Origin of the sequence: Blastococcus jejuensis (assembly GCF_039534705.1) — a bacterium.
GTDB lineage: Bacteria > Actinomycetota > Actinomycetes > Mycobacteriales > Geodermatophilaceae > Blastococcus_B > Blastococcus_B jejuensis.
This window is the reverse complement of record NZ_BAAAVV010000001.1, coordinates 215,643-234,713: the sequence shown is the minus strand read 5'-3', so window position 1 is coordinate 234,713 and position 19,071 is coordinate 215,643. Positions and strand designations below refer to the sequence as shown.

17 protein-coding genes are annotated in these 19,071 nt (G+C 72.4%); 11 read left to right on the top strand and 6 right to left on the bottom strand.

Annotation, left to right across the window (positions count from 1 at the left end):
- Positions 1-216: 216 nt before the first annotated feature.
- The 9 genes from ABD644_RS01040 (at position 217) to ABD644_RS01000 (ending at position 10,774) form a co-directional block, all read left to right on the top strand.
- Complete coding sequence (locus tag ABD644_RS01040) at positions 217-1,827, top strand: ABC transporter ATP-binding protein (protein WP_344686623.1); 1,611 nt, start codon at positions 217-219, stop codon at positions 1,825-1,827.
- Positions 1,824-3,020 (top strand): ABC transporter permease, encoded by a 1,197-nt coding sequence (locus ABD644_RS01035; protein ID WP_344686622.1) that lies wholly within the window; start codon positions 1,824-1,826, stop codon positions 3,018-3,020. Before ABD644_RS01040 ends, ABD644_RS01035 begins: the two co-directional genes overlap by 4 nt.
- Entirely contained in the window at positions 3,017-4,303 is a 1,287-nt protein-coding gene (locus ABD644_RS01030) for an ABC transporter permease (RefSeq protein WP_344686621.1), read from the top strand. The genes ABD644_RS01035 and ABD644_RS01030 overlap by 4 nt, the downstream gene beginning before the upstream one ends.
- Positions 4,303-4,713: a cytidine deaminase gene (locus tag ABD644_RS01025; protein WP_344686620.1), complete on the top strand. Its 411-nt coding sequence runs from the start codon at positions 4,303-4,305 to the stop codon at positions 4,711-4,713. Before ABD644_RS01030 ends, ABD644_RS01025 begins: the two co-directional genes overlap by 1 nt.
- A complete protein-coding gene (locus ABD644_RS01020; RefSeq protein WP_344686619.1) occupies positions 4,713-5,993 on the top strand; it encodes a thymidine phosphorylase in 1,281 nt (426 codons plus the stop codon). Before ABD644_RS01025 ends, ABD644_RS01020 begins: the two co-directional genes overlap by 1 nt.
- A 154-nt stretch (positions 5,994-6,147) precedes the next feature.
- Complete coding sequence (locus ABD644_RS01015; RefSeq protein ID WP_344686618.1) at positions 6,148-7,095, top strand: ABC transporter ATP-binding protein; 948 nt, start codon at positions 6,148-6,150, stop codon at positions 7,093-7,095.
- Positions 7,092-7,904: an ABC transporter permease gene (locus tag ABD644_RS01010; RefSeq protein WP_344686617.1), complete on the top strand. Its 813-nt coding sequence runs from the start codon at positions 7,092-7,094 to the stop codon at positions 7,902-7,904. Before ABD644_RS01015 ends, ABD644_RS01010 begins: the two co-directional genes overlap by 4 nt.
- Before the next feature lie 123 nt (positions 7,905-8,027).
- Positions 8,028-9,104, top strand: coding sequence for an adenosine deaminase (locus tag ABD644_RS01005; RefSeq protein WP_344686616.1), 1,077 nt, complete (start codon positions 8,028-8,030; stop codon positions 9,102-9,104).
- Positions 9,105-9,337: 233 nt separating this feature from the next.
- Positions 9,338-10,774 carry a DEAD/DEAH box helicase gene (locus ABD644_RS01000; RefSeq protein WP_344686615.1) on the top strand — a complete coding sequence of 479 codons (1,437 nt, stop codon included), beginning with the start codon at positions 9,338-9,340 and terminating at the stop codon, positions 10,772-10,774.
- A 119-nt stretch (positions 10,775-10,893) separates the two neighbouring features.
- Here the strand turns inward: ABD644_RS01000 and ABD644_RS00995 are convergent, their stop codons facing one another.
- The 4 genes from ABD644_RS00995 to deoC form a co-directional block, all read right to left on the bottom strand.
- Positions 10,894-12,249, bottom strand: a complete 1,356-nt coding sequence (locus tag ABD644_RS00995) for a hypothetical protein (RefSeq protein WP_344686614.1) — start codon at positions 12,247-12,249, stop codon at positions 10,894-10,896.
- Positions 12,250-12,376: 127 nt separating this feature from the next.
- Complete coding sequence (locus ABD644_RS00990) at positions 12,377-13,243, bottom strand: aldehyde dehydrogenase family protein (protein ID WP_344686613.1); 867 nt, start codon at positions 13,241-13,243, stop codon at positions 12,377-12,379.
- The gene (locus tag ABD644_RS00985) at positions 13,240-14,691 is read right to left on the bottom strand and encodes an aldehyde dehydrogenase family protein (RefSeq protein ID WP_344686612.1); all 1,452 of its coding nucleotides are present in this window, start codon (positions 14,689-14,691) and stop codon (positions 13,240-13,242) included. Before ABD644_RS00985 ends, ABD644_RS00990 begins: the two co-directional genes overlap by 4 nt.
- Positions 14,692-14,699: 8 nt before the next feature.
- Complete coding sequence (gene deoC, locus ABD644_RS00980; RefSeq protein ID WP_425547346.1) at positions 14,700-15,695, bottom strand: deoxyribose-phosphate aldolase; 996 nt, start codon at positions 15,693-15,695, stop codon at positions 14,700-14,702.
- A gap of 142 nt (positions 15,696-15,837) precedes the next feature.
- Between deoC and upp the strand changes: the two genes are divergently transcribed.
- The gene (upp, locus tag ABD644_RS00975; protein ID WP_344686611.1) at positions 15,838-16,461 is read left to right on the top strand and encodes a uracil phosphoribosyltransferase; all 624 of its coding nucleotides are present in this window, start codon (positions 15,838-15,840) and stop codon (positions 16,459-16,461) included.
- A gap of 2 nt (positions 16,462-16,463) precedes the next feature.
- Positions 16,464-17,354, top strand: a complete 891-nt coding sequence (locus tag ABD644_RS00970; protein WP_344686610.1) for a Gfo/Idh/MocA family protein — start codon at positions 16,464-16,466, stop codon at positions 17,352-17,354.
- A 64-nt stretch (positions 17,355-17,418) separates the two neighbouring features.
- Here ABD644_RS00970 and ABD644_RS00965 read toward each other — a convergent pair whose 3' ends face one another.
- Both ABD644_RS00965 and ABD644_RS00960 read right to left on the bottom strand, forming a co-directional pair.
- Entirely contained in the window at positions 17,419-17,871 is a 453-nt protein-coding gene (locus tag ABD644_RS00965; RefSeq protein ID WP_344686609.1) for a hypothetical protein, read from the bottom strand.
- A 454-nt stretch (positions 17,872-18,325) separates the two neighbouring features.
- Complete coding sequence (locus ABD644_RS00960) at positions 18,326-18,904, bottom strand: DUF6318 family protein (protein ID WP_344686608.1); 579 nt, start codon at positions 18,902-18,904, stop codon at positions 18,326-18,328.
- Between the last annotated feature and the right edge of the window lie 167 nt (positions 18,905-19,071).

The following is a 19,071-nucleotide window of genomic DNA, read 5'->3' as shown; positions in this document are numbered from 1 at the left end:
GCACACTGCCCGGGCCCGCCGTCGTCTCCAGAGCCCCGGTCGCCCGACGCGGCACCGGAGTGCGACATCATGCGGCGAGCACGCGATCCGTGCCCGAACCGCGCGCGCCCGGTCCCGGGCCAGCCGGCGACGACGGCCGACCCCGCCGTCCCCGACGAGTGATCGATGGACGTGCGCCACGACGTCGTGGCCGCACCGACAAGGGAGAGGCCCACCATGGCCGAGACAGGAGCCCCCGCCGGCACGGCGGCCGGGCCGCCGCCGAGCACCGCCCCCTACGCGGTGGAGCTGCGCGGCATCACCAAGCGCTTCCCCGGTGTCGTCGCCAACCGCGACATCGAGCTCAAGGTCCGCCGCGGCGAGGTGCACGCCATCGTGGGCGAGAACGGCGCCGGCAAGTCCACGCTGATGAAGACCCTGTACGGGATGCACCGTCCCGACGAGGGCACGATCCTGCTGCACGGCGGCGAGGTGCACTTCAAGAGCCCCGCCGACGCCATCGACGCCGGGATCGGCATGGTCCACCAGCACTTCATGCTGGCCGACAACTTCACCGTCCTCGAGAACGTCGTCCTGGGCAGCGAGCCGACCCGCGGCGGACGGCTGGACCGGGACGAGGCCCGCCGCCGGATCCGCGAGATCTCCGAGCGGTACTCCCTCGACCTCGACCCCGACGAACTGGTGGAGAACCTCGGCGTGGGGGCCCGGCAGCGCGTCGAGATCGCCAAGGTGCTCTACCGCGGCGCGACGATCCTGATCCTGGACGAGCCGACCGCTGTGCTCGTGCCGCACGAGGTCGACGAGCTGTTCGGCAACCTCAAGCAGCTGACCCGCGAGGGCCTGACGGTCATCTTCATCTCGCACAAGCTCGACGAGGTCCGGCGGGTCGCCGACGCGATCACCGTGATCCGCCGCGGCACGACCGTCGGCGAGGCCGACCCGAAGACCACCACGGTGCGTCAGCTGGCCGAGATGATGGTCGGCGCGGAGCTGCCCTCGCCGGAGACCCGCACCTCGACGGTGCGCGACGAGCCGATCCTGGTGCTCAAGAACCTCACGGTCCTGACCCCCCAGGGGCGGGCGCTGATCGACGACGTCAGCCTCACGGTGCGGTCCGGCGAGGTCGTCGGCATCGCCGGCGTCGAGGGCAACGGGCAGGCCGAGCTGGTCGACGCGATCATGGGCCTGCGTCCCCTCGCCTCCGGCGAGGTGTGGCTCGACGGCGGCGTCAAGGGCGACGGCGGGGCCGTCGGCCTGGAGGACGTCACCGCGTGGAGCACGCGCGCCCGTCGCGAGGCCGGCCTGGGCTTCATCCCGGAGGACCGGCACCGCCAGGGCATGCTGCTCGAGGCGCCGCTCTGGGAGAACCGGGTGCTCGGGCACCAGACCCTGCCGCCGTCGGCGAAGGGCTTCTTCATCGACCGCAAGGCCGCCCGGGCCGACACCGTGCGGATCATGGAGCAGTACGACGTCCGCGCTCCCGGGCCCGACACGCTCGCCGTGGCGCTGTCGGGCGGCAACCAGCAGAAGCTGATCGTCGGGCGCGAGATGAGCTCGGACCCGCGGCTGCTGATCGCGGCCCACCCGACCCGCGGCGTGGACATCGGCGCGCAGGCGGCGATCTGGGAACTGCTGAAGAAGGCGCGCGCGGAGGGGATGGGCATCCTGCTGATCTCGGCGGACCTCGACGAGCTGATCGGGCTCTCCGACACCCTGAAGGTCATGCTGCGCGGCCGGCTGGTCGCGACGCTGGACCCGTCCAGTGTCACGCCGGAGGAACTCGGCGGTCACATGACCGGCGCCGTGACGGCAGCGGGTGCGGCATGAGTTTCGTCCGCCGTCTGGGGCCGGCCCTGTTCGCCCCCGTGCTCGCCATCGTCGTCGCCGTGGTCATCTCGTCGGCCGTCATGGCCGCGCTGCAGGTCAACCCGCTGCGCGTGTTCGAGGTGATGATCGACTTCGGCGAGACGCCGACCCAGCAGATCAACGCCCTGGTCGTGATCATCAACCGGGCCGTGCCGCTCTTCCTCTCCGGGCTGGCGGTGGCCATCGCCTTCCGGATGGGCCTGTTCAACATCGGCGTCGAGGGCCAGTACCGGCTCGCCACGATCATGTCGGCCGCGGCCGGGGCGGCGGTCTCCCTCCCGGGCCCGCTGCACGTCGTGTTCATCATCGTCGTCGCGATGCTCGTCGGGGCCTTCTGGGCCGGCATCGTCGCCGTCCTCAAGGTCACCCGCGGCGTGAGCGAGGTGATCAGCTCGATCATGCTGAACTTCGTCGCCCTCGGCCTGGCGTCCTACTTCCTCACCGGCCCGTTCCGGGGCAGCGAGGAGGGGTCGCAGATCGTCGGCACGACCCAGATCCCGGAGTCGGGCTGGGTGCCCGGGCTCAACGGGGTCCTGAGCGCGCTGGGGCTGGCCAGCCCGCCCCGCCAGCTCTACGGCTTCCTGATCATCGCTGCGGTCGTCGGCGTGCTGCTCGGTGTGCTGCTCAACCGCACCCGGTTCGGGTTCGACCTCAAGGCCAGCGGCCTCTCGCCGTCGGCCGCCAGCGCCAGCGGCGTGAACGCCCGCGCCATGGTCATCAAGACGATGCTGCTCTCGGGCGCCGTCGCCGGGCTGATCGGCCTGCCCGACCTCCTCGGGCAGACGCACGCCTACACGACGAACTTCACCGCCGGCCTGGGCTTCCTCGGCATCGCGGTGGCGCTGCTGGGCCGCAACCGGCCCGGCGGGATCGCGCTGGCCGCGCTGCTGTTCGCGTTCCTCGACCGGGCCCTGGTGCCCCTGCAGATCGCGGACTTCCCGGCGTCGGTGGTCACGATCATCCAGGGCACGATCGTGCTCGCCGTCGTCGTCGCCAACGAGATCGCCCGGCGGCTCACCCGCCGCGCGGCCGAGCGCGGCGGCTCCCAGGCCACGGGCACCGTCGTGGCCGGTGACGGCGGCACGGGCCCGGCCCAGGGACCACCGACCGGTCCGGCGGGTACCACCGACGAGCGACAGGGGGCGCAGGCATGAGCACGGTGCTGACGGCGTCCGGGCCGGACGCCCGCACGGGCAACCCGCTGCTGAACCTGTTCACCGGCGGCGGGCGCACCCGCCGGCTGATGTGGCTGCTGATCGGGATCGTGGTCGTGCTGGCCGCCGTCCGCGTGATCAGCGGCGAGAACGAGCTCACGTCGTCCTCGACCATCGCCGCCGCGCTGCTGCTGGCGGTCCCGATCGGACTGGCGGCGCTGGGCGGGCTGTTCGCCGAGCGCGCGGGCGTGGTCAACATCGGCCTCGAAGGCATGATGATCCTGGGTACCTGGGGCGCCGGCTGGGCCGGCTACCAGTGGGGCTGGGGTGCCGCGCTCGCCGGCGGTCTGCTGTTCGGCGCCGTCGGCGGCCTCCTGCACGCTCTCGCCACCGTCACCTTCGGCGTCGACCACGTGGTCTCCGGCGTCGCGATCAACATCCTGGCCGCGGGGATCGCCCGGTTCCTGTCCGAGATCCTCTACACCGACAACCCGCGGGGCGGCGGCGTCACCCAGTCGCCGGCCCTGGTGGGCGCCAAGCCGCCGGCGCTGTCGCTGCCCGGGTTGTCCTCGGGCCCCGACCTGCTGGGCGACCTCGAGGGGTTGCACTGGTTCCTGATCAGCGACGTGGCCGGTGTGCTGCGCGGCGTCAGCCACGAGGTCGGCGTCCTGACCCTGTTCGCGATCCTGCTGATCCCGGCCACGTACCTGCTGCTCTGGCGGACCGCCTTCGGGCTGCGGCTGCGTTCCTGCGGTGAGAACCCGGCCGCGGCCGACTCGTTGGGCGTGCCGGTCTACCGGATGAAGTACATCGCCGTGGTCATCTCCGGGGCGCTGGCCGGCATGGGCGGGGTGTTCCTGGTCTTCATCGCCGGCATCTACCGCGAGAACCAGACCAACGGCCGCGGGTTCATCGGCCTGGCCGCGCTGATCTTCGGCAACTGGCGGCCCGGTGGGCTGGCCGCGGGCGCGGGCCTGTTCGGCTACTCCGACGGCCTGCAGCTGCGCAGCCGGTCGGCGGTCGTGGCGCTGCTCCTGCTGGTGGCGATCCTGCTGGTCGCCGTCGCCGTCTGGCAGTTCGTGAAGCGCCGGCTGGTCCAGTCGGTGCTCGCCGTGGCGGTGGCCGTGGCCGCGCTGGCCGGCTTCCTCACCATCGACGTCCTGCCCCCGGGCATCGTGTCGTTCACGCCGCACCTGACGACGCTCCTGGTGCTGTCGCTGGCCTCGCAACGGCTGCGGATGCCGCAGGCCGACGGGCTGGTCTACCGACGAGGAGAGCACTAGTGGTCGACTGGGACGTGTTGCGAACCGCCGCGCGGGAGGCGATGACGCACGCGTACGCGCCGTACTCGCACTTCCCGGTCGGCGTGGCCGGGCTGGTCGACGACGGCCGCGTCGTCACCGGCTGCAACGTCGAGAATGCCTCGTACGGCCTGGGCCTGTGCGCCGAGTGCGGCATGGTCAGCGATCTCGCCCGCACCGGCGGGGGCCGGCTGGTCGCGGTGGCCTGCGTGGGCGGCGACGGGCAGCCGCTGATGCCCTGCGGGCGCTGCCGCCAGTTGCTCTGGGAGCACGGCGGCGCCGACATGCTCATCGAGACGGTGTCGCTCGGCATCGTGCCGATGCGCGAGGTGCTGCCCGACGCGTTCGGCCCCGAGGACCTGATCGCCGCAGCCGAGCGGGGGCAGGGCTGATGGTCACCTTCGACGCGATCGACGTCATCCGGGCCAAGCGGGACGGCGTCGCGCTGACCGCCGACCAGATCCGCTGGGTGATCTCCGCCTACACCGCCGGCGAGGTGCCGCACGAGCAGATGAGCGCGCTGCTCATGGCGGTGTTCTTCCGCGGGATGTCGCCCGACGAGCTCGCCGTCTGGACCCAGGCGATGATCGACTCCGGCGAGCGCAAGGACCTCTCCTCGCTGGGCCGCCCGACGGCCGACAAGCACTCCACCGGCGGGGTCGGCGACAAGATCACGCTGCCGCTGGCGCCGCTGGTCGCCGCGTGCGGGGTGGCGGTGCCGCAGCTGTCCGGCCGGGGCCTCGGGCACACCGGCGGCACGCTGGACAAGCTCGAGGCGATCCCCGGCTGGCGGGCCGACGTGCACGAGGACGCCTACCTGCGCCAGCTGCGCGACGTCGGCGCCGTCATCTGCGCCGCCGGCAACGACCTCGCGCCCGCGGACAAGCTGCTGTACGCGCTGCGCGACGTCACGGGCACCGTCGAGTCGATCCCGCTGATCGCCAGCTCGATCATGAGCAAGAAGATCGCCGAGGGCGCCGACGCGCTGGTGCTCGACGTGAAGACCGGCTCCGGGGCGTTCATGAAGGACCCGGACGCCTCCCGGGAGCTGGCGCGCACCATGGTCGGGCTCGGCGAGGCCGCCGGCGTGAAGACGGTCGCGCTGGTGACGGCGATGGACCGGCCGCTGGGCCGCGCGGCGGGCAACGGCGTGGAGGTCGCCGAGTCGGTCGAGGTGCTGGCCGGCGGCGGCCCCGCCGACGTCGTGGAGCTCACCCTCGCGCTGGCGCGGGAGATGCTCGCCGGTGCGGGCCGGACCGACGTCGACCCAGCCGAGGCGCTGCGCGACGGCCGGGCGATGGACGTGTGGCGCCGGATGATCGCCGCGCAGGGCGGAGACCCCGACGCCCCGCTGCCGCGACCGGCCGAGACGCACGTGGTGACCGCCCCGGCGACCGGAACGCTCACCCGCCTCGACGCCTTCGCGGTCGGCGTCGCCGCCTGGCGGCTCGGGGCCGGCCGGGCGCGCAAGGAGGACCCGGTCTCGGCCGCGGCCGGCGTCACCTGGACCGCCGGCGTGGGGGAGCAGGTGACCGCCGGGCAGCCGCTGCTGGAGCTGCAGACCGACGACGCCGGCCGGATCCCGCGTGCGCTGGAGGCCCTCGAGGGGGCGATCGGCATCGACACCGACGACCGCCCGCTGCCGCTGATCCTGGACCGCATCACCGGGTGAAGCAGGTAGCCGCTTCCATTCCCTGAGCGATCAGGAAGCTCGGGAAGCGACGCGCCGTCCCGGGCCGGGGTGTCGCTTCCCGAACTTCATGATCGTCGCGAAGGGGTGGGGGGAGGCGCAGCGCACCCGGCGCGAAGGGGGAGACTGAGTCCTCGTGACCCGCACTTCTCCGGCCGTCGACCGCGCCGGGCCCGAACCGCTCGACGCGGACGCCGCGATCTCCATCCGCGGGCTGGTGAAGCGCTATGGCGACTTCGCGGCCGTCGACGGGGTGGACCTCGACATCCGGCGCGGCGAGATCTTCGCCCTGCTCGGGCCGAACGGGGCCGGCAAGACGACGACGGTGGAGATCTGCGAGGGCTACCGGGACCGCGACGCGGGTGAGGTCCGGGTGCTCGGCACGGACCCGGCCGACGGGGGACGGGCCTGGAAGGCGCAGCTGGGCATCGTGCTCCAGTCGAACTCCGGGGAGAGCCAGCTGACGGTGCGCGAGACGGTCGCCTCCCGGGCGCACCTGTACGCCGACCCGAGGGACCCCGACGAGGTGCTGGAGCTGGTCGGTCTCACCGAGAAGGCCGGTGCCCGCGGCCGCTCGCTCTCGGGCGGGCAGCGCCGCCGGCTCGACGTGGCGCTGGGCATCGTCGGCCGGCCCACCCTGCTGTTCCTCGACGAGCCGACCACCGGGTTCGACCCGGAGGCGCGGCGGCAGTTCTGGTCGCTGATCCGCTCCCTGCGTGAACTCGGCACCACGATGCTGCTCACCACCCACTACCTCGATGAGGCCGAGGCGCTCGCCGACCGCGTCGGCGTGATCGCGCGCGGGCGGCTGGTCGAGGTGGCGGTGCCCGCAGCGCTGGGCGGACGCGAGTCGGCGCCCGCGGTGGTGAGCTGGACCGAGCACGGGGTGCGTCGCAGCGAGGCGACCGCCACGCCGACGGCGCTGGTGGGGGAGCTCGCGGCGCGGTTCCCCGGGGAGGTCCCCGACCTCGCGGTGGCCCGCCCGACGCTCGAGGACGTGTACCTGGCGATGATCGGCGACGGCGACGGCGACGGCGACGGCGACGCAGCGAACGCCGATCGGACCGAGGGAGAACTTCAGTGACGACGTCGGTGGACCGGGCCGTCGAGTTGCCCTCGGTGCTCGCGGTCAGCCGGTCGCGCGCGCAGGTGGAGCTCAAGGAGTTCTTCCGGCAGCGCGAGGCGGTCGTGTTCACCGTCCTGCTGCCCGTCCTGCTGCTCACCGTGTTCGGGGCGGTGCTCGACTACGACATCGGCTCGGGCGTCACCTTCGTGCAGTACTTCATGGCCGGGATCATCGCGGCCGGCATCCTGGGTGCCAGCCTGCAGAACATGGCGATCAGCATCGCCACCGAGCGCTCCGACGGAACGCTGAAAGCGCTCGCCGGCACGCCGATGCCGAAGAGCGCGTTCTTCGTCGGCAAGGTGGTGCAGGTCCTCGCGGTGACGCTGCTGATCATCGGCGTGCTGCTGCTCATCGGCGTGGTCTTCTACGGGATCGACCTGCCCTCGGGCGGTGAGTGGCTCACCTTCGCCTGGGTGACGGTGCTCGGCGCCGCCGCCTGCACGCTGCTGGGGATCGCGGTGTCGAGCCTGGCGAAGAACGGCCGCTCGGCGTCGGCCACCGTGACGCCGTTCGCCCTGGTCCTGCAGTTCATCTCCGGCGTCTTCTTCCTGTTCAGCTCGCTGCCGCAGTGGATGCAGACCGTCGCCGCGATCTTCCCGCTGAAGTGGATGGGCCAGGGCCTGCGGTCGGTCTTCCTCCCCGACGCGCTCGCGGCCAGCGAGCCGGCCGGCTCGTGGGAGCTGGGCCGGGTGGCGCTCGTGCTCGCCGCCTGGTGCGTCGTGGGTCTGGTCCTCTGCGTGGCGACCTTCCGCTGGCAGGACCGATAGCCCCGCTCCTGATGATCAGGTGACCTGATCATCAGGGGCCCTGGCTCAGCGTCGGCGGTGAGCCAGGACCCCACACGGTGAGCCACGAACGGGCTGCGCCGTCCCATGTCATAGCGTCAGCGCGTGCCCGCACCCCTGAACGCCGACTCGATCCGCCGCGCGCCGAAGGTGCTCCTCCACGACCACCTCGACGGCGGCCTGCGCCCGCAGACGGTGCTCGAGCTCGCCGAGGAGAACGGCTACCGCGACCTGCCCGCGTCCGACGCCGACAGCCTCGGGCGCTGGTTCCGGGAGGCCGCCGACTCGGGCTCCCTCGTGAAGTACCTGGAGACGTTCGCGCACACCGTCGGCGTCATGCAGACCCCCGAGGCCATCCACCGGGTGGCCCGGGAGTGTGCGCTGGACCTGGCGGCCGACGGCGTGGTCTACGCCGAGGTGCGCTTCGCGCCGGAGCTGTCGACGGCGCAGGGCCTGGCCATCGAGGACGTCGTCGAGGCGATGGTGGACGGGTTCGAGGTGGGCGGCCGGGAGGCGACCGAGGCCGGCACCCCGATCCGGGTGGGCGCGCTGCTCTGCGCGATGCGCCAGGCCGACCGGTGGGACGAGGTCGCCGGGTTGGTCGTCCGGTACCGCGACGAGGGCGTCGTGGGCTTCGACCTGGCCGGCCCCGAGATCGGCTTCCCGCCGGACCGGATCCCGTCGGCGATCGGGGTGCTCGACGGCGCCCGCGCGCACCGGACCATCCACGCGGGCGAGGCCGACGGCATCGAGAGCATCCGCGCCGCCCTCGACGGCGCCCACGCGGAGCGGCTGGGCCACGGGGTGCGGATCGCCGACGAGGTGGCCGACGACGGCACTCTCGGCCCGCTGGCGCGGCGCGTGCTCGACGAGCAGATCACCCTCGAGGTCTCGCCGTCGTCGAACGTGCAGACCGGCGCCTACCCGTCGCTGGCCGCGCACCCGGTCGACCGCCTGCACCGGCTGGGCTTCGCGGTGACCGTCAACACCGACAACCGTCTGATGAGCGGGGTGTCGGTCACCAGCGAGGTCGTCGACGTGGCGAGCACGTTCGGCTGGACGTGGGACGACGTCGCGATGGTCACCGAGCGGGCGGTCGCGCGGGCCTTCGTGTCCGACGCGGAGCGGGCCCGGCTGCTCGACGGGGTCATCCGTCCGGGGTACGCGGCCCTGCGGGCGTGAGCACGGCCACCCTGCCTGCGGGAATCGGGGAGCGATCTTCGCTGCTAACCTGGGTGCACCGGCACATCGGCCGGTCATCCTCCCGGACGGAACGTCTGGGCATGAGCGCATCCGTGCAGATCCCGCGCGTTCCATCCTGAGCGCAACGATCGCCAGCGAGGACGCCCGCCATCTGCGGCGCCCTCCACATCCACGGGACGCGCTCCGAGCTGTAAACGGAGCCCCACCCCCGCATGTCTGTGGTCCACCCTGTCTCGTTCGAGTCGAACGACATCGTTCCCACCACCCCTGAAGCACCCGCCGGTCCCACCTTCGGTCAGCTGGGTCTGCCCCAGCTGCTGGTGACCGCGCTCGAGCGGCGTGGCATCCGCCACCCGTTCGCCATCCAGACCTCCGCCCTGCCCGATGCCCTCGCCGGCCGCGACGTTCTCGGCAAGGCCGCCACCGGCTCGGGCAAGACCCTGGCCTTCGGCCTGCCGCTGCTCGCCCGCATCGGCGCCGAGGTGAAGAACGGCCGGCGCGCCCCGCGCGGGCTGGTGCTCGTGCCCACCCGTGAGCTGGCCCAGCAGGTGCACGACAACCTGGCGCCCCTCGGCCAGGCCATCGGCGTCCAGCTGGCCACCGTCTACGGCGGAGCCCCCATGTACCGCCAGATCCAGCAGCTGCGTCGCGGCGTCGACGTCGTCATCGCCACCCCCGGCCGGCTGCAGGACCTGATCAGCCAGGGCGAGGCGACCCTCGCCGAGGTCGTCGTCACCGTGCTGGACGAGGCCGACTTCATGGCCGACCTGGGCTTCCTGCCCGTCGTCAAGGAGCTGCTCGACCAGACCGTGTCCGACGCGCAGCGGCTGCTGTTCTCGGCCACCCTGGACGGCGAGGTCGACTCCCTGGTCCGCCGCTACCTCAAGGACCCGGCCCGGCACGAGGTCGTCCGCCCCGGTGGCGAGGCCCCGCCGGCCGAGCACCTGGCGTTCAGCCTCGCCTTCCGCGACAAGCTGCAGGTCGCGACCGAGCTGGCCGGCCGCCCCGGCCGGACGATCATCTTCGCGCGCACCCAGCTGGGCGTGGACCGGCTGGCCGAGAACCTGAAGGCCGCCGGCATCAAGGCCGAGGCCATCCACGGCGGCCTGCCCCAGTCGGCGCGCAAGCGTGCGCTGGAGGAGTTCACCGACGCCCGCTCGCCGGTCCTGGTCGCCACCGACGTCGCCGCCCGCGGCATCCACGTCGACGACGTCTCGCTGGTGCTGCACTACGACCCGCCGACGGACGCCAAGACCTACCTGCACCGCTCGGGCCGCACTGCCCGCGCCGGTGCCGCCGGCGTCGTCGTGTCGCTGCTGCTGCCCGACCAGGTGGGGCAGTCCAAGCGCCGCTTCCGGACGGCGAAGGTCGACCCGCAGGTCGACCGCATCCGCCCCGGCGACGGCGCGATCGCCGACCTCGTCGCCAAGGGTGTCCACGTGGAGCCCAAGGAGCGCACCCAGCGGGACAACCGCCGTGGTCCGGGTGGACCGGGTGGGCGTCCGCGTCGGGACGGCGACCGTCCCGGTGGCCACCGTGGTGGCCCGCGCCGCTCGTACGGGGACCGCAACCGGTCGTCGTCCTCCGGTGAGCGTTCCTCGGGCGGGTACGGCGGGCGGCCGAGCCGTCCGGCACGCCACTCGAGCTAGCACCCACTGACCGCAGCGGCCGGCTCCCGGAAGATCCCGGGAGCCGGCCGCTGCGTTCAGGCCCCCTTCCAGGGCACCGCCCCGAGCTTGCGAGGGGTGGGGAGGAAGGGGGTCCTTTTTCAGTCGCGGAAGACCAGCGCGTTGCTGACCAGGGTGACGACCTCGTCCCACTCGCGCTTGAGCTCGCCGGCGTCCTCGGCCCGCAGCGTGGCATCGGGTTCCCGCTCGGCCCGCGCGACCGCCCGGCCCAGGGCCGACGAGGGCGCCAGCAGTTCCTCCACGCGCGCGATCCCGGCGTACTCGGCGAGATCCCGCACGCCCTCCACGGGGGCGACGAACGCCCGGTGGTCGACCAGGCCGGCGGCGCCGTCGGCCACCTCGGCGAGCACCTCGGACAGCTCCGTGAGGTCGTAGCGGTCCTGCTCGGCCGGGAGCGGCTCGACGTCGGTGTCGGCGACCTCCGGCCAGGAGGCGATCTCCTCCAGGTCGTGACCCTCGTTGCCGGCGATGAAGCGGGCCAGGTCGGCTGGGGTGGTGAACAGGTAGATCTCGCCGTCGCGGCCGAGGAATCGCGCCACGTCGTCGACGTAGCAGCGCAGGGTCACCCCGGCGCCCTCGGGGACGACGACCTCGACGGGCAGGATGCCCACCGATTCCCAGAACTGCGCGGCCTTGCTGACCGCGGCCTCGCTGGCGGTGATCCGGCTTCCGCCGCGGATCGTGCTGACGCCCGGGGCCGACGCGGCGGGCGCAGCGTCCTCCTCGACGTCGTCGTCGAGCTCCTCCACGTCGAGGACGTCGTCGCTCGCGACCTCCTCGAGCTCCGCCGCGGGCGGGTAGTCCTCCAGGGTCGCGGTGCCGGCGCCGGTCCAGTCGAAGTGCTCCTCGAGCTCGGCGACGACGTCCTCCCACAGGTCGTCGAGGACGCCGCCCACACCGATCCAGGCGTCCTCGCCGGACCGGCCGACGAATGCCTCGACCCCCAGGCCGAGGGAGCCGATCTCCGGCTTGGCCGCGAGCTCGGCGACGGCCTCGAACTGCCCCTCCTCGTCCTCGTCCTCGTCGTCGTCCTCCTCGTCACCGCCGGTGTCGAGGCAGTCGGCGAGCCGGCTGACGATGTCGATGGTCGCGGCGAGCTCGTCGACGGCCCACCGGTCGGGGTTCTCGGCGGCGATGTCGTAGACGCCGTCGAGGTCGAACCGGTGGTCCTCGTCGGGGGTGAGGTCGGCGGCGCCCAGCCCCTGCACGACCGGCCAGACGGGATGGTCGGCGAGGTCGTGGTCGGTGCTGCCGCGGCAGAACGCCGCCAGCGCCGCCGGTGTCGGGAAGAGGTGCACCTTCGCCGTGTCGCCCTCGGTCGTGCCGAGGAACGCCTGCCACTCCTCGCCGTCCTCCTCCCACGGAGGAGCCCAGAGGGTGTAGCCGGTGCGGTCGTCGAGGGTGAGTGCGATGGGGACGATGCTGGGCCTGGCCACGGGCACACCCTGCCAGATGAGGGCCCATGCCCCGAACGGTGCGTTCAGACCCGGATCGGATGCCAGTGGAAGGACCCCGTCCTCCCCACCCCTCGCGCGCTCGCGGTGGGACCCGGGACGGGGCCGTTCAGACGCCGATCGGATGCCAGACTGTTTTGGTCTCCAGGAACGGCGTCATCCGGGACAGGCCGGGGTCGGCGGTCCAGTCCGGTTCGGGGGTCTGCGTGCGCACGACGCGCTTGACCGTGCCGGCCGCCTCCCGCTCCAACTCCATCGCCCGCGAGGCGGGCGCGCCGGTGAGGTCGATGCCGTCGACGTCGGCGTGCTCGGCCAGCCACGGGCCCAGCTCGTCGGCGTCACCGGTGAGCAGGTTGACCACCCCGCCGGGGACGTCACTGGTGGCCAGCACCTCGGCGAGCGTGATCGAGGGCAGCGGACGGTCCTTCGACGTCACGACGACGGCGGTGTTGCCGCCGGCCAGGACCGGGGCCAGGACGCTGACCAGGCCGAGCAGCGACGACTGCTGCGGCGCGAGGACGGCGACGACGCCGGACGGCTCGGGCATCGAGAAGTCGAAGTACGGACCGGCGACCGGGTTGGCGCCCCCGAGGACGGCGGCGAGCTTGTCGGTCCACCCCGCGTACCAGACCCAGCGGTCGATGGCGGCGTCGACGGCGGTCCGCGCTTTGGAGTGCGAGAGCCCCTCGCCGGCCGCGACCTCGTCGCAGAACTGTGCGGCGCGGCCCTCCATCACCTCGGCGACGCGGTAGAGCACCTGGCCGCGGTTGTAGGCGGTCATGGCCGCCCACTTGCCGAAGGCGGCGCGCGCCGCGACGACGGCGTCCCGGGCGTCCTTGCGCGACGCCCAGGCGGCGTTGGCGAGGAAGTGCCCCTTGGGATCGGTCACCTCGTAGCTGCGACCGGACTCCGAGCGCGGGAACGCCCCGTTGACGTAGAGCTTGTAGGTCTTGCGGACGGCCAGCCGGTCACTCACTTGCTGTCAGCTCCCTTCAGGTACGCGGCGAGCCCGTGGCGGCCGCCCTCGCGGCCGTAGCCGGACTGCTTGTAGCCGCCGAAGGGCGACGTCGGGTCGAACTTGTTGAACGTGTTGGCCCACACCACGCCCGCGCGGAGCTGGTTGGCGATCTTGAGGATGCGCGACCCCTTCTCCGTCCAGATCCCGGCGGAGAGGCCGTAGGTGGTGTTGTTGGCCTTGGCGACGGCCTCGTCGGGGGTGCGGAACGTCAGGACGCTGAGCACCGGCCCGAAGACCTCCTCGCGCGCGATGCGGTGCGCGGGGGAGACGTCGGTGAACACCGTCGGCGGGAACCAGAAGCCACGCTCGGGCAGCTCGCAGGTCGGCTGCCAGCGGTTGGCGCCCTCGGCCTCGCCGAAATCGGACAGCTCGCGGATGCGGGCCAGCTGCTCGGCGGAGTTGATCGCGCCGATGTCGGTGTTCTTGTCCAGCGGGTCGCCGACGCGCAGGGTGCCGATGCGCCGCTGGAGGCTCGCGATCAGCTCGTCGTGGATCGACTCCTGGACCAGCAGCCGGGAGCCCGCGCAGCACACGTGGCCCTGGTTGAAGAAGATGCCCTGGACGATGCCCTCGACGGCCTGGTCGATCGGGGCGTCGTCGAACACGATGTTCGCCGCCTTGCCGCCGAGCTCGAGCGTGAGCTTCTTGCGGGTGCCGGCCACGGCGCGGGCGATCGACTTGCCCACCTCGGTCGACCCGGTGAACGCGACCTTGTCGACGTCGCCGTGCTCGACGACCGCGCGACCGGTGTCACCGGCGCCGGTGACGATGTTGACCACGCCCGGCGGGAGGTCGGCCTGGCGGCAGATCTCGGCGAACAGCAGCGCGGTCAGCGGGGTGGTCTCGGCCGGCTTGAGGACGACGGTGTTGCCGGTCGCCAGCGCCGGGGCGACCTTCCACGCCAGCATGAGCAGCGGAAAGTTCCACGGGATGACCTGCCCGGCGACGCCCAGCGCCCGGGGGTTGGGCCCGAGGCCCGCGTGATCGAGCTTGTCGGCCCAGCCCGCGTGGTAGAAGAAGTGCGCCGCGGCGAGCGGGACGTCGACGTCGCGGGACTCCCGGATCGGCTTGCCGTTGTCCAGGGACTCGAGGACGGCGAACTCGCGGGCGCGCTCCTGGAGCAGCCGCGCGATGCGGAACAGGTACTTGCCGCGGTCGGCCGGGCGCATCGGCCCCCACACGCGGGTGTACGCGCGGCGGGCGGCGGCGACGGCGCGGTCGACGTCGGCGGCGGTGCCGGTGGAGACCTCGGTGAGGACCTCCTCGGTGGCCGGGTTGACCGTCTTGAACGGCTCACCGGACCCGTCGACGAACTCGCCGTCGATGAACAGCCCGTAGGACGGCGCGATGTCGACGATCGACCGCGACTCCGGGGCGGGGGCGTACTGGAACGGGTTGCTGCTCACGGGGGGCCTCAGTCGATCGTCACGTAGTCGGGGCCGGAGTAGTGGCCGGTGCGGAGCTTCTGCCGCTGCAGCAGGAGGTCGTTGAGCAGGCTGGAGGCGCCGAAGCGGAACCAGTCGGGGTCGAGCCAGTCGGGGCCGACCGTCTCGTTGATCAGCACGAGGTGCTTCATCGCGTCCTTCGTCGTCCGGATGCCGCCGGCGGGCTTGAACCCGACCTGGCGTCCGGTGGCGGCGCGGAAGTCGCGGACCGCCTCGAGCATCACCAGCGAGACCGGCAGGGTCGCGGCGGGCGAGATCTTGCCGGTGGAGGTCTTGATGAAGTCGCCGCCGGCGAGCATCGCGATCCAGCTGGCGCGGCGGACGTTGTCGAGGGTGACCAGCTCGCCGGTCTCGAGGATGACCTTGAGGTGGGCGTCCCCGCACACCTCCTTCACGGCCACGATCTCCTCGAAGACGTCGAGGTAGCGGCCGGTGAGGAAGGCGCCGCGGTCGATGACCATGTCGATCTCGTCCGCGCCGTTGGCCACGGCGTCCTTCACGTCGGCGAGCTTGACCTCGCGGCTGGCGCGGCCGCTCGGGAAGGCGGTGGCGACGGCGGCGACGTGGATGCCGGTGCCGGCCAGCGTCTCCCGGGCGACGCCGGCGAGGTCGCCGTAGACGCAGACCGCGGCCACCGTCGGGCAGGTCGGGTCACCGGGGTCGGGCTGCTTCGCCTTCGAGGCGAGGCTGCGCACCTTGCCCGGGGTGTCGGCCCCTTCCAGCGTCGTGAGGTCGACCATCGAGATGGCGGTGTCGATCGCCCAGGCCTTGGCCGTGGTCTTGATCGACCGGGTGCCGAGCATCGCGACGCGGGCCTCGGCGCCGACCTGGTCGACGCCCGGCAGGCCGTGCAGGAAGGTGCGGAACGCCGAGTCGGAGCGCGTGACGTCGTCGTACGGCGGCAGGGGTGCCATCAACGCGCGCGCGTCGTCGGGCAGCGCGTCGGGGTCGAGCACGTGGGTCATGGCGACCATTGTCCCCTGTCCGGCCACCCCGTCCGACCGCGCGCCCCTCGTCGGAGGGACCGAACGGGTTCCGGTCCCGCGGCGATCAGACGTCTGCGGCGCCGAAGTGGCGTCACGAGGCTGGGCCGCTACGGTGTCGCGCGTGCAGCTGACCGTCGTCGACCACCCGCTCGCCCGTGCCCGGCTCTCCCGCATGCGGGACGAGCGCACGGACAACGCCAACTTCCGTGCCGCCCTGCGCGACCTCACGCAGATGCTGATGTACGAGGCCACGCGCGACCTCGCCGTCGCCGAGGAGCCGATCCAGACCCCGGTCACCGGCACGACCGGCTACCGGGTGGCCGCGCCCCCGCTGATCGTCCCGGTGCTGCGCGCCGGGCTGGGCATGGCCGACACCGCGCACCGGATGCTGCCCGAGGCGCAGATGGGTTTCGTGGGGCTGGCCCGCAACGAGGCGACCTTCGAGCCCGAGGCGTACATGGCCTCGCTGCCGGAGTCGCTGGTCGACCGCCAGGTGTTCGTGCTCGACCCGATGCTGGCCACCGGCGGCTCGCTCGTGCACTGCTGCGGGCTGCTCACGGCCCGCGGGGCCACCTCGATCACCGTGCTGTGCACGCTGGCCGCACCCGAGGGGCTGCGCCGGCTGGAGGAGAGCGGCCTGCCGCTGCGGGTGTTCACGGCGTCGGTCGACGAGGGCCTCAACGACAAGGCCTACATCGTCCCGGGCCTCGGGGACGCGGGCGACCGCCAGTTCGGCGCGGTCTGACGATGCGCTTCGGGGTGCTCGGCACCGGCTTCTGGGCCCGGGCCGTGCACGCCGCCTCGCTGGCCGAGCACTCCGACGCCGAACTCGCCGGCATCTGGGGCCGTGACCTCGCCAAAGCCAAGGCGGTGGGCGCGGAGTTCGACGTCGAAGGCTTCGACGACCTCGACGCGCTCCTGTCGCGGGTGGACGCGGTCGCGGTGGCCGTCCCACCGGACGTGCAGGTGGACCTCGCGGTGCGGGCCGCGGCCGCCGGCAAGCACCTGCTGCTGGAGAAGCCGATCGCACTGGACGTCGCCGCCGCCGACCGGCTGGTGACGGCGGTGCGCGACGCCGGCGTGGCCTCGGTCGTGTTCTTCACGTTCCGGTTCCGCTCGGCGACGTCGACCTGGCTGGAGCAGGCCTCGCGCACCCGGCTCGCCGGTGGGCACGGCTCGTGGCTGTCGTCGCTGGCCGGGTCGCCCTTCGACTCCTCGCCGTGGCGCAAGGAGCACGGCGCTCTCTGGGACATCGGCCCGCACGCGCTCTCGGTGCTGGTGCCCGCGCTCGGTCCCGTGGTGTCGGTGCAGGCCGGCGCGGGTCTGCGCGACACGGTGCACCTCGTGCTCGGTCACGAGTCCGGGGTCGCGTCGACCGTCACGCTGTCGCACACGGTGGCGCCGATGTCGGCCGGGACCGAGTTCTTCGTGCACGGCGACGCCGGGCGGCTGGTGCTTCTGCCCGAGACCGGTAGCGCGGAGGACGCGTTCGCAGTGGCCGTGGACGAGTTGACGGCCGCGGCGGTGTCCGGCGGGACGCACCCCTGCGACGTCGTCTTCGGGCGGGACGTCGTCGCGGTGCTGGCCGCTGCCCAGCGCGCGCTGGAGTCCGGCTGCCGGGAGTCGGTCGCGCTCTAGGGGTTCTTCTCGCGCCTCCTGGGTTCTGCAGCACGCCGGGACCGCGAACTCGACCCTGGGAGTGTCAGTCGTACGGGTTCGTCAGGACCGGTCGGGCCTGGAGGACGTCGAAGGTGACCGGAGGGCCGTCGGTGGTGGTGGTGCCGGGGACGGCGGTGCTGGCGCCGCCGTCGACGCTGAAGGTGGCGCCCCAGGTGGTGGTCAGCCAGGCGGTGTAGGTGCCGCTGGAGTAGTCGTGGGTGACCGTCTGGTCGGGGTAGGGGGCGCCGGGGTCGGTGCTGGTCAGGTCGGTGCCGTCGCCGGTGTGCCAGGTGAAGCCGGTGGCGGTGGCGACGATGTCGACGGTGAAGCCGCGGATGTCGAGGGTGAAGGTCTGCGTGGTCGGGCTGTCGGTGTAGAAGATGACCGGCAGGCCGACGAGTCCGTCGCCGGGGGGTTGCTGCTGGGTGGTCAGTTCGGGCAGCGGCAGGGTCTGGAAGTAGCGGAACACCTCGGCCGGCGACGGCGGCGGGTTCAACGCCGTGATGTCGACGCAGACGCGCGGCTGAGATGCCCAAGGCCCGACAGGTGTCCCGGGCGCAGCGCCATCAGGATCGAAGGAAGGGTCAATCGTGTTCCCGCCGGGCAGAACGACCAGTCGGCGCTCAACCACCATGACCTGCACGATGCGATCCGGCAGTGACGGGCAGAGCGCATCGTCATCTGGACGACAGACATCGCCCGCGTCCGTGTCCACGGCGCACGGGGTTCGCAGCCGGTAGGTGTAGGGCTGCGGCTCGGGCGGATCGTTGCTTGCGAGCCAGCCGTCGGCCGTCGACGCGACGTAGCTAGCCGTGAGAACCCCGGGACCTGTCGTCACGACAGGGCAAACTCGCTTTGAGCAGTCTGGATCGTCTGCGTAAGCGGATGGCATGGGAAAGGCGCAGGTGACCAGAGTTGCGAGGGCCGCCAGCCGGACCAGGCGCAACATGTCAGCCCAGTGTCAGAACGGTCATGACCCATGTGGCCAGCTCGGAGTTCCATCTCATTGCGGCACCACAGGAAACGTCCGCGAACGCTTCTGAGCTCATTTCCTCGTTGACACTGCCTGCTGCGTCGACCACCTGCAGTCGGGCCTGGTCTGCAAAGAACGCGATCTCCGCTCGGTCGCCTTCCAATCGAGGTTCGCCCATCGACGTGATGCTGAGGAGCCCATCTTCGTAATGGAGGCCATTCGCAGCGTCCTCTTCGGTGCTGCTGGCGATCCGGTTGCAGTCTTCGCAGCCGTCGCTGAACTCGCGGAGGGGTTGGGCGTCCATCACGTCGGACGTGCGGTTGATGAGGGCGATGTAGTACCGGACGAAGGCCTCGGCGCCGGCGGCGTCCTGGGTGCGGGCCTCGGCGGGCATCGGGAGGTCCTCGGGGCCGAGGGGCGGGAGTTCCTCCTCGGTCGGCGACGCGCTCGCGCTGGGCAGGGACTCGTTCGCCGGCTGCTTCTCCGCGCACCCGCTGAGCAGGGTCACACCCGCCAGCACGCCGATCAGCAGGCGCAGGGACCACCGCCGAGCCACGTCGTCACCCCTCGTGTCGATCTCCGGACCCCGGGAGACTACGCAGATCCGGAATGCCAGAGCATCTCCGGTTGTGGACAACCACCCGTCCGCGTTGCCGTCGCCAGGGCCCAGCCGCTTTCGGCGGGGTGCTTCCGGGGTCGATCTCTCGGTCTAGGGGTTCTGCA

What these genes read in the sequence shown, in the direction of transcription:
- ABD644_RS01040 (WP_344686623.1), top strand. Translation starts at nt 217, where the DNA reads ATGGCCGAGACAGGAGCCCCCGCCGGCACGGCGGCCGGGCCGCCGCCG.
- ABD644_RS01035 (WP_344686622.1), top strand. Translation starts at nt 1,824, where the DNA reads ATGAGTTTCGTCCGCCGTCTGGGGCCGGCCCTGTTCGCCCCCGTGCTC.
- ABD644_RS01030 (WP_344686621.1), top strand. Translation starts at nt 3,017, where the DNA reads ATGAGCACGGTGCTGACGGCGTCCGGGCCGGACGCCCGCACGGGCAAC.
- ABD644_RS01020 (WP_344686619.1), top strand. Translation starts at nt 4,713, where the DNA reads ATGGTCACCTTCGACGCGATCGACGTCATCCGGGCCAAGCGGGACGGC.
- ABD644_RS01000 (WP_344686615.1), top strand. Translation starts at nt 9,338, where the DNA reads ATGTCTGTGGTCCACCCTGTCTCGTTCGAGTCGAACGACATCGTTCCC.
- deoC (WP_425547346.1), bottom strand. Translation starts at nt 15,695, where the DNA reads ATGACCCACGTGCTCGACCCCGACGCGCTGCCCGACGACGCGCGCGCG.
- ABD644_RS00970 (WP_344686610.1), top strand. Translation starts at nt 16,464, where the DNA reads ATGCGCTTCGGGGTGCTCGGCACCGGCTTCTGGGCCCGGGCCGTGCAC.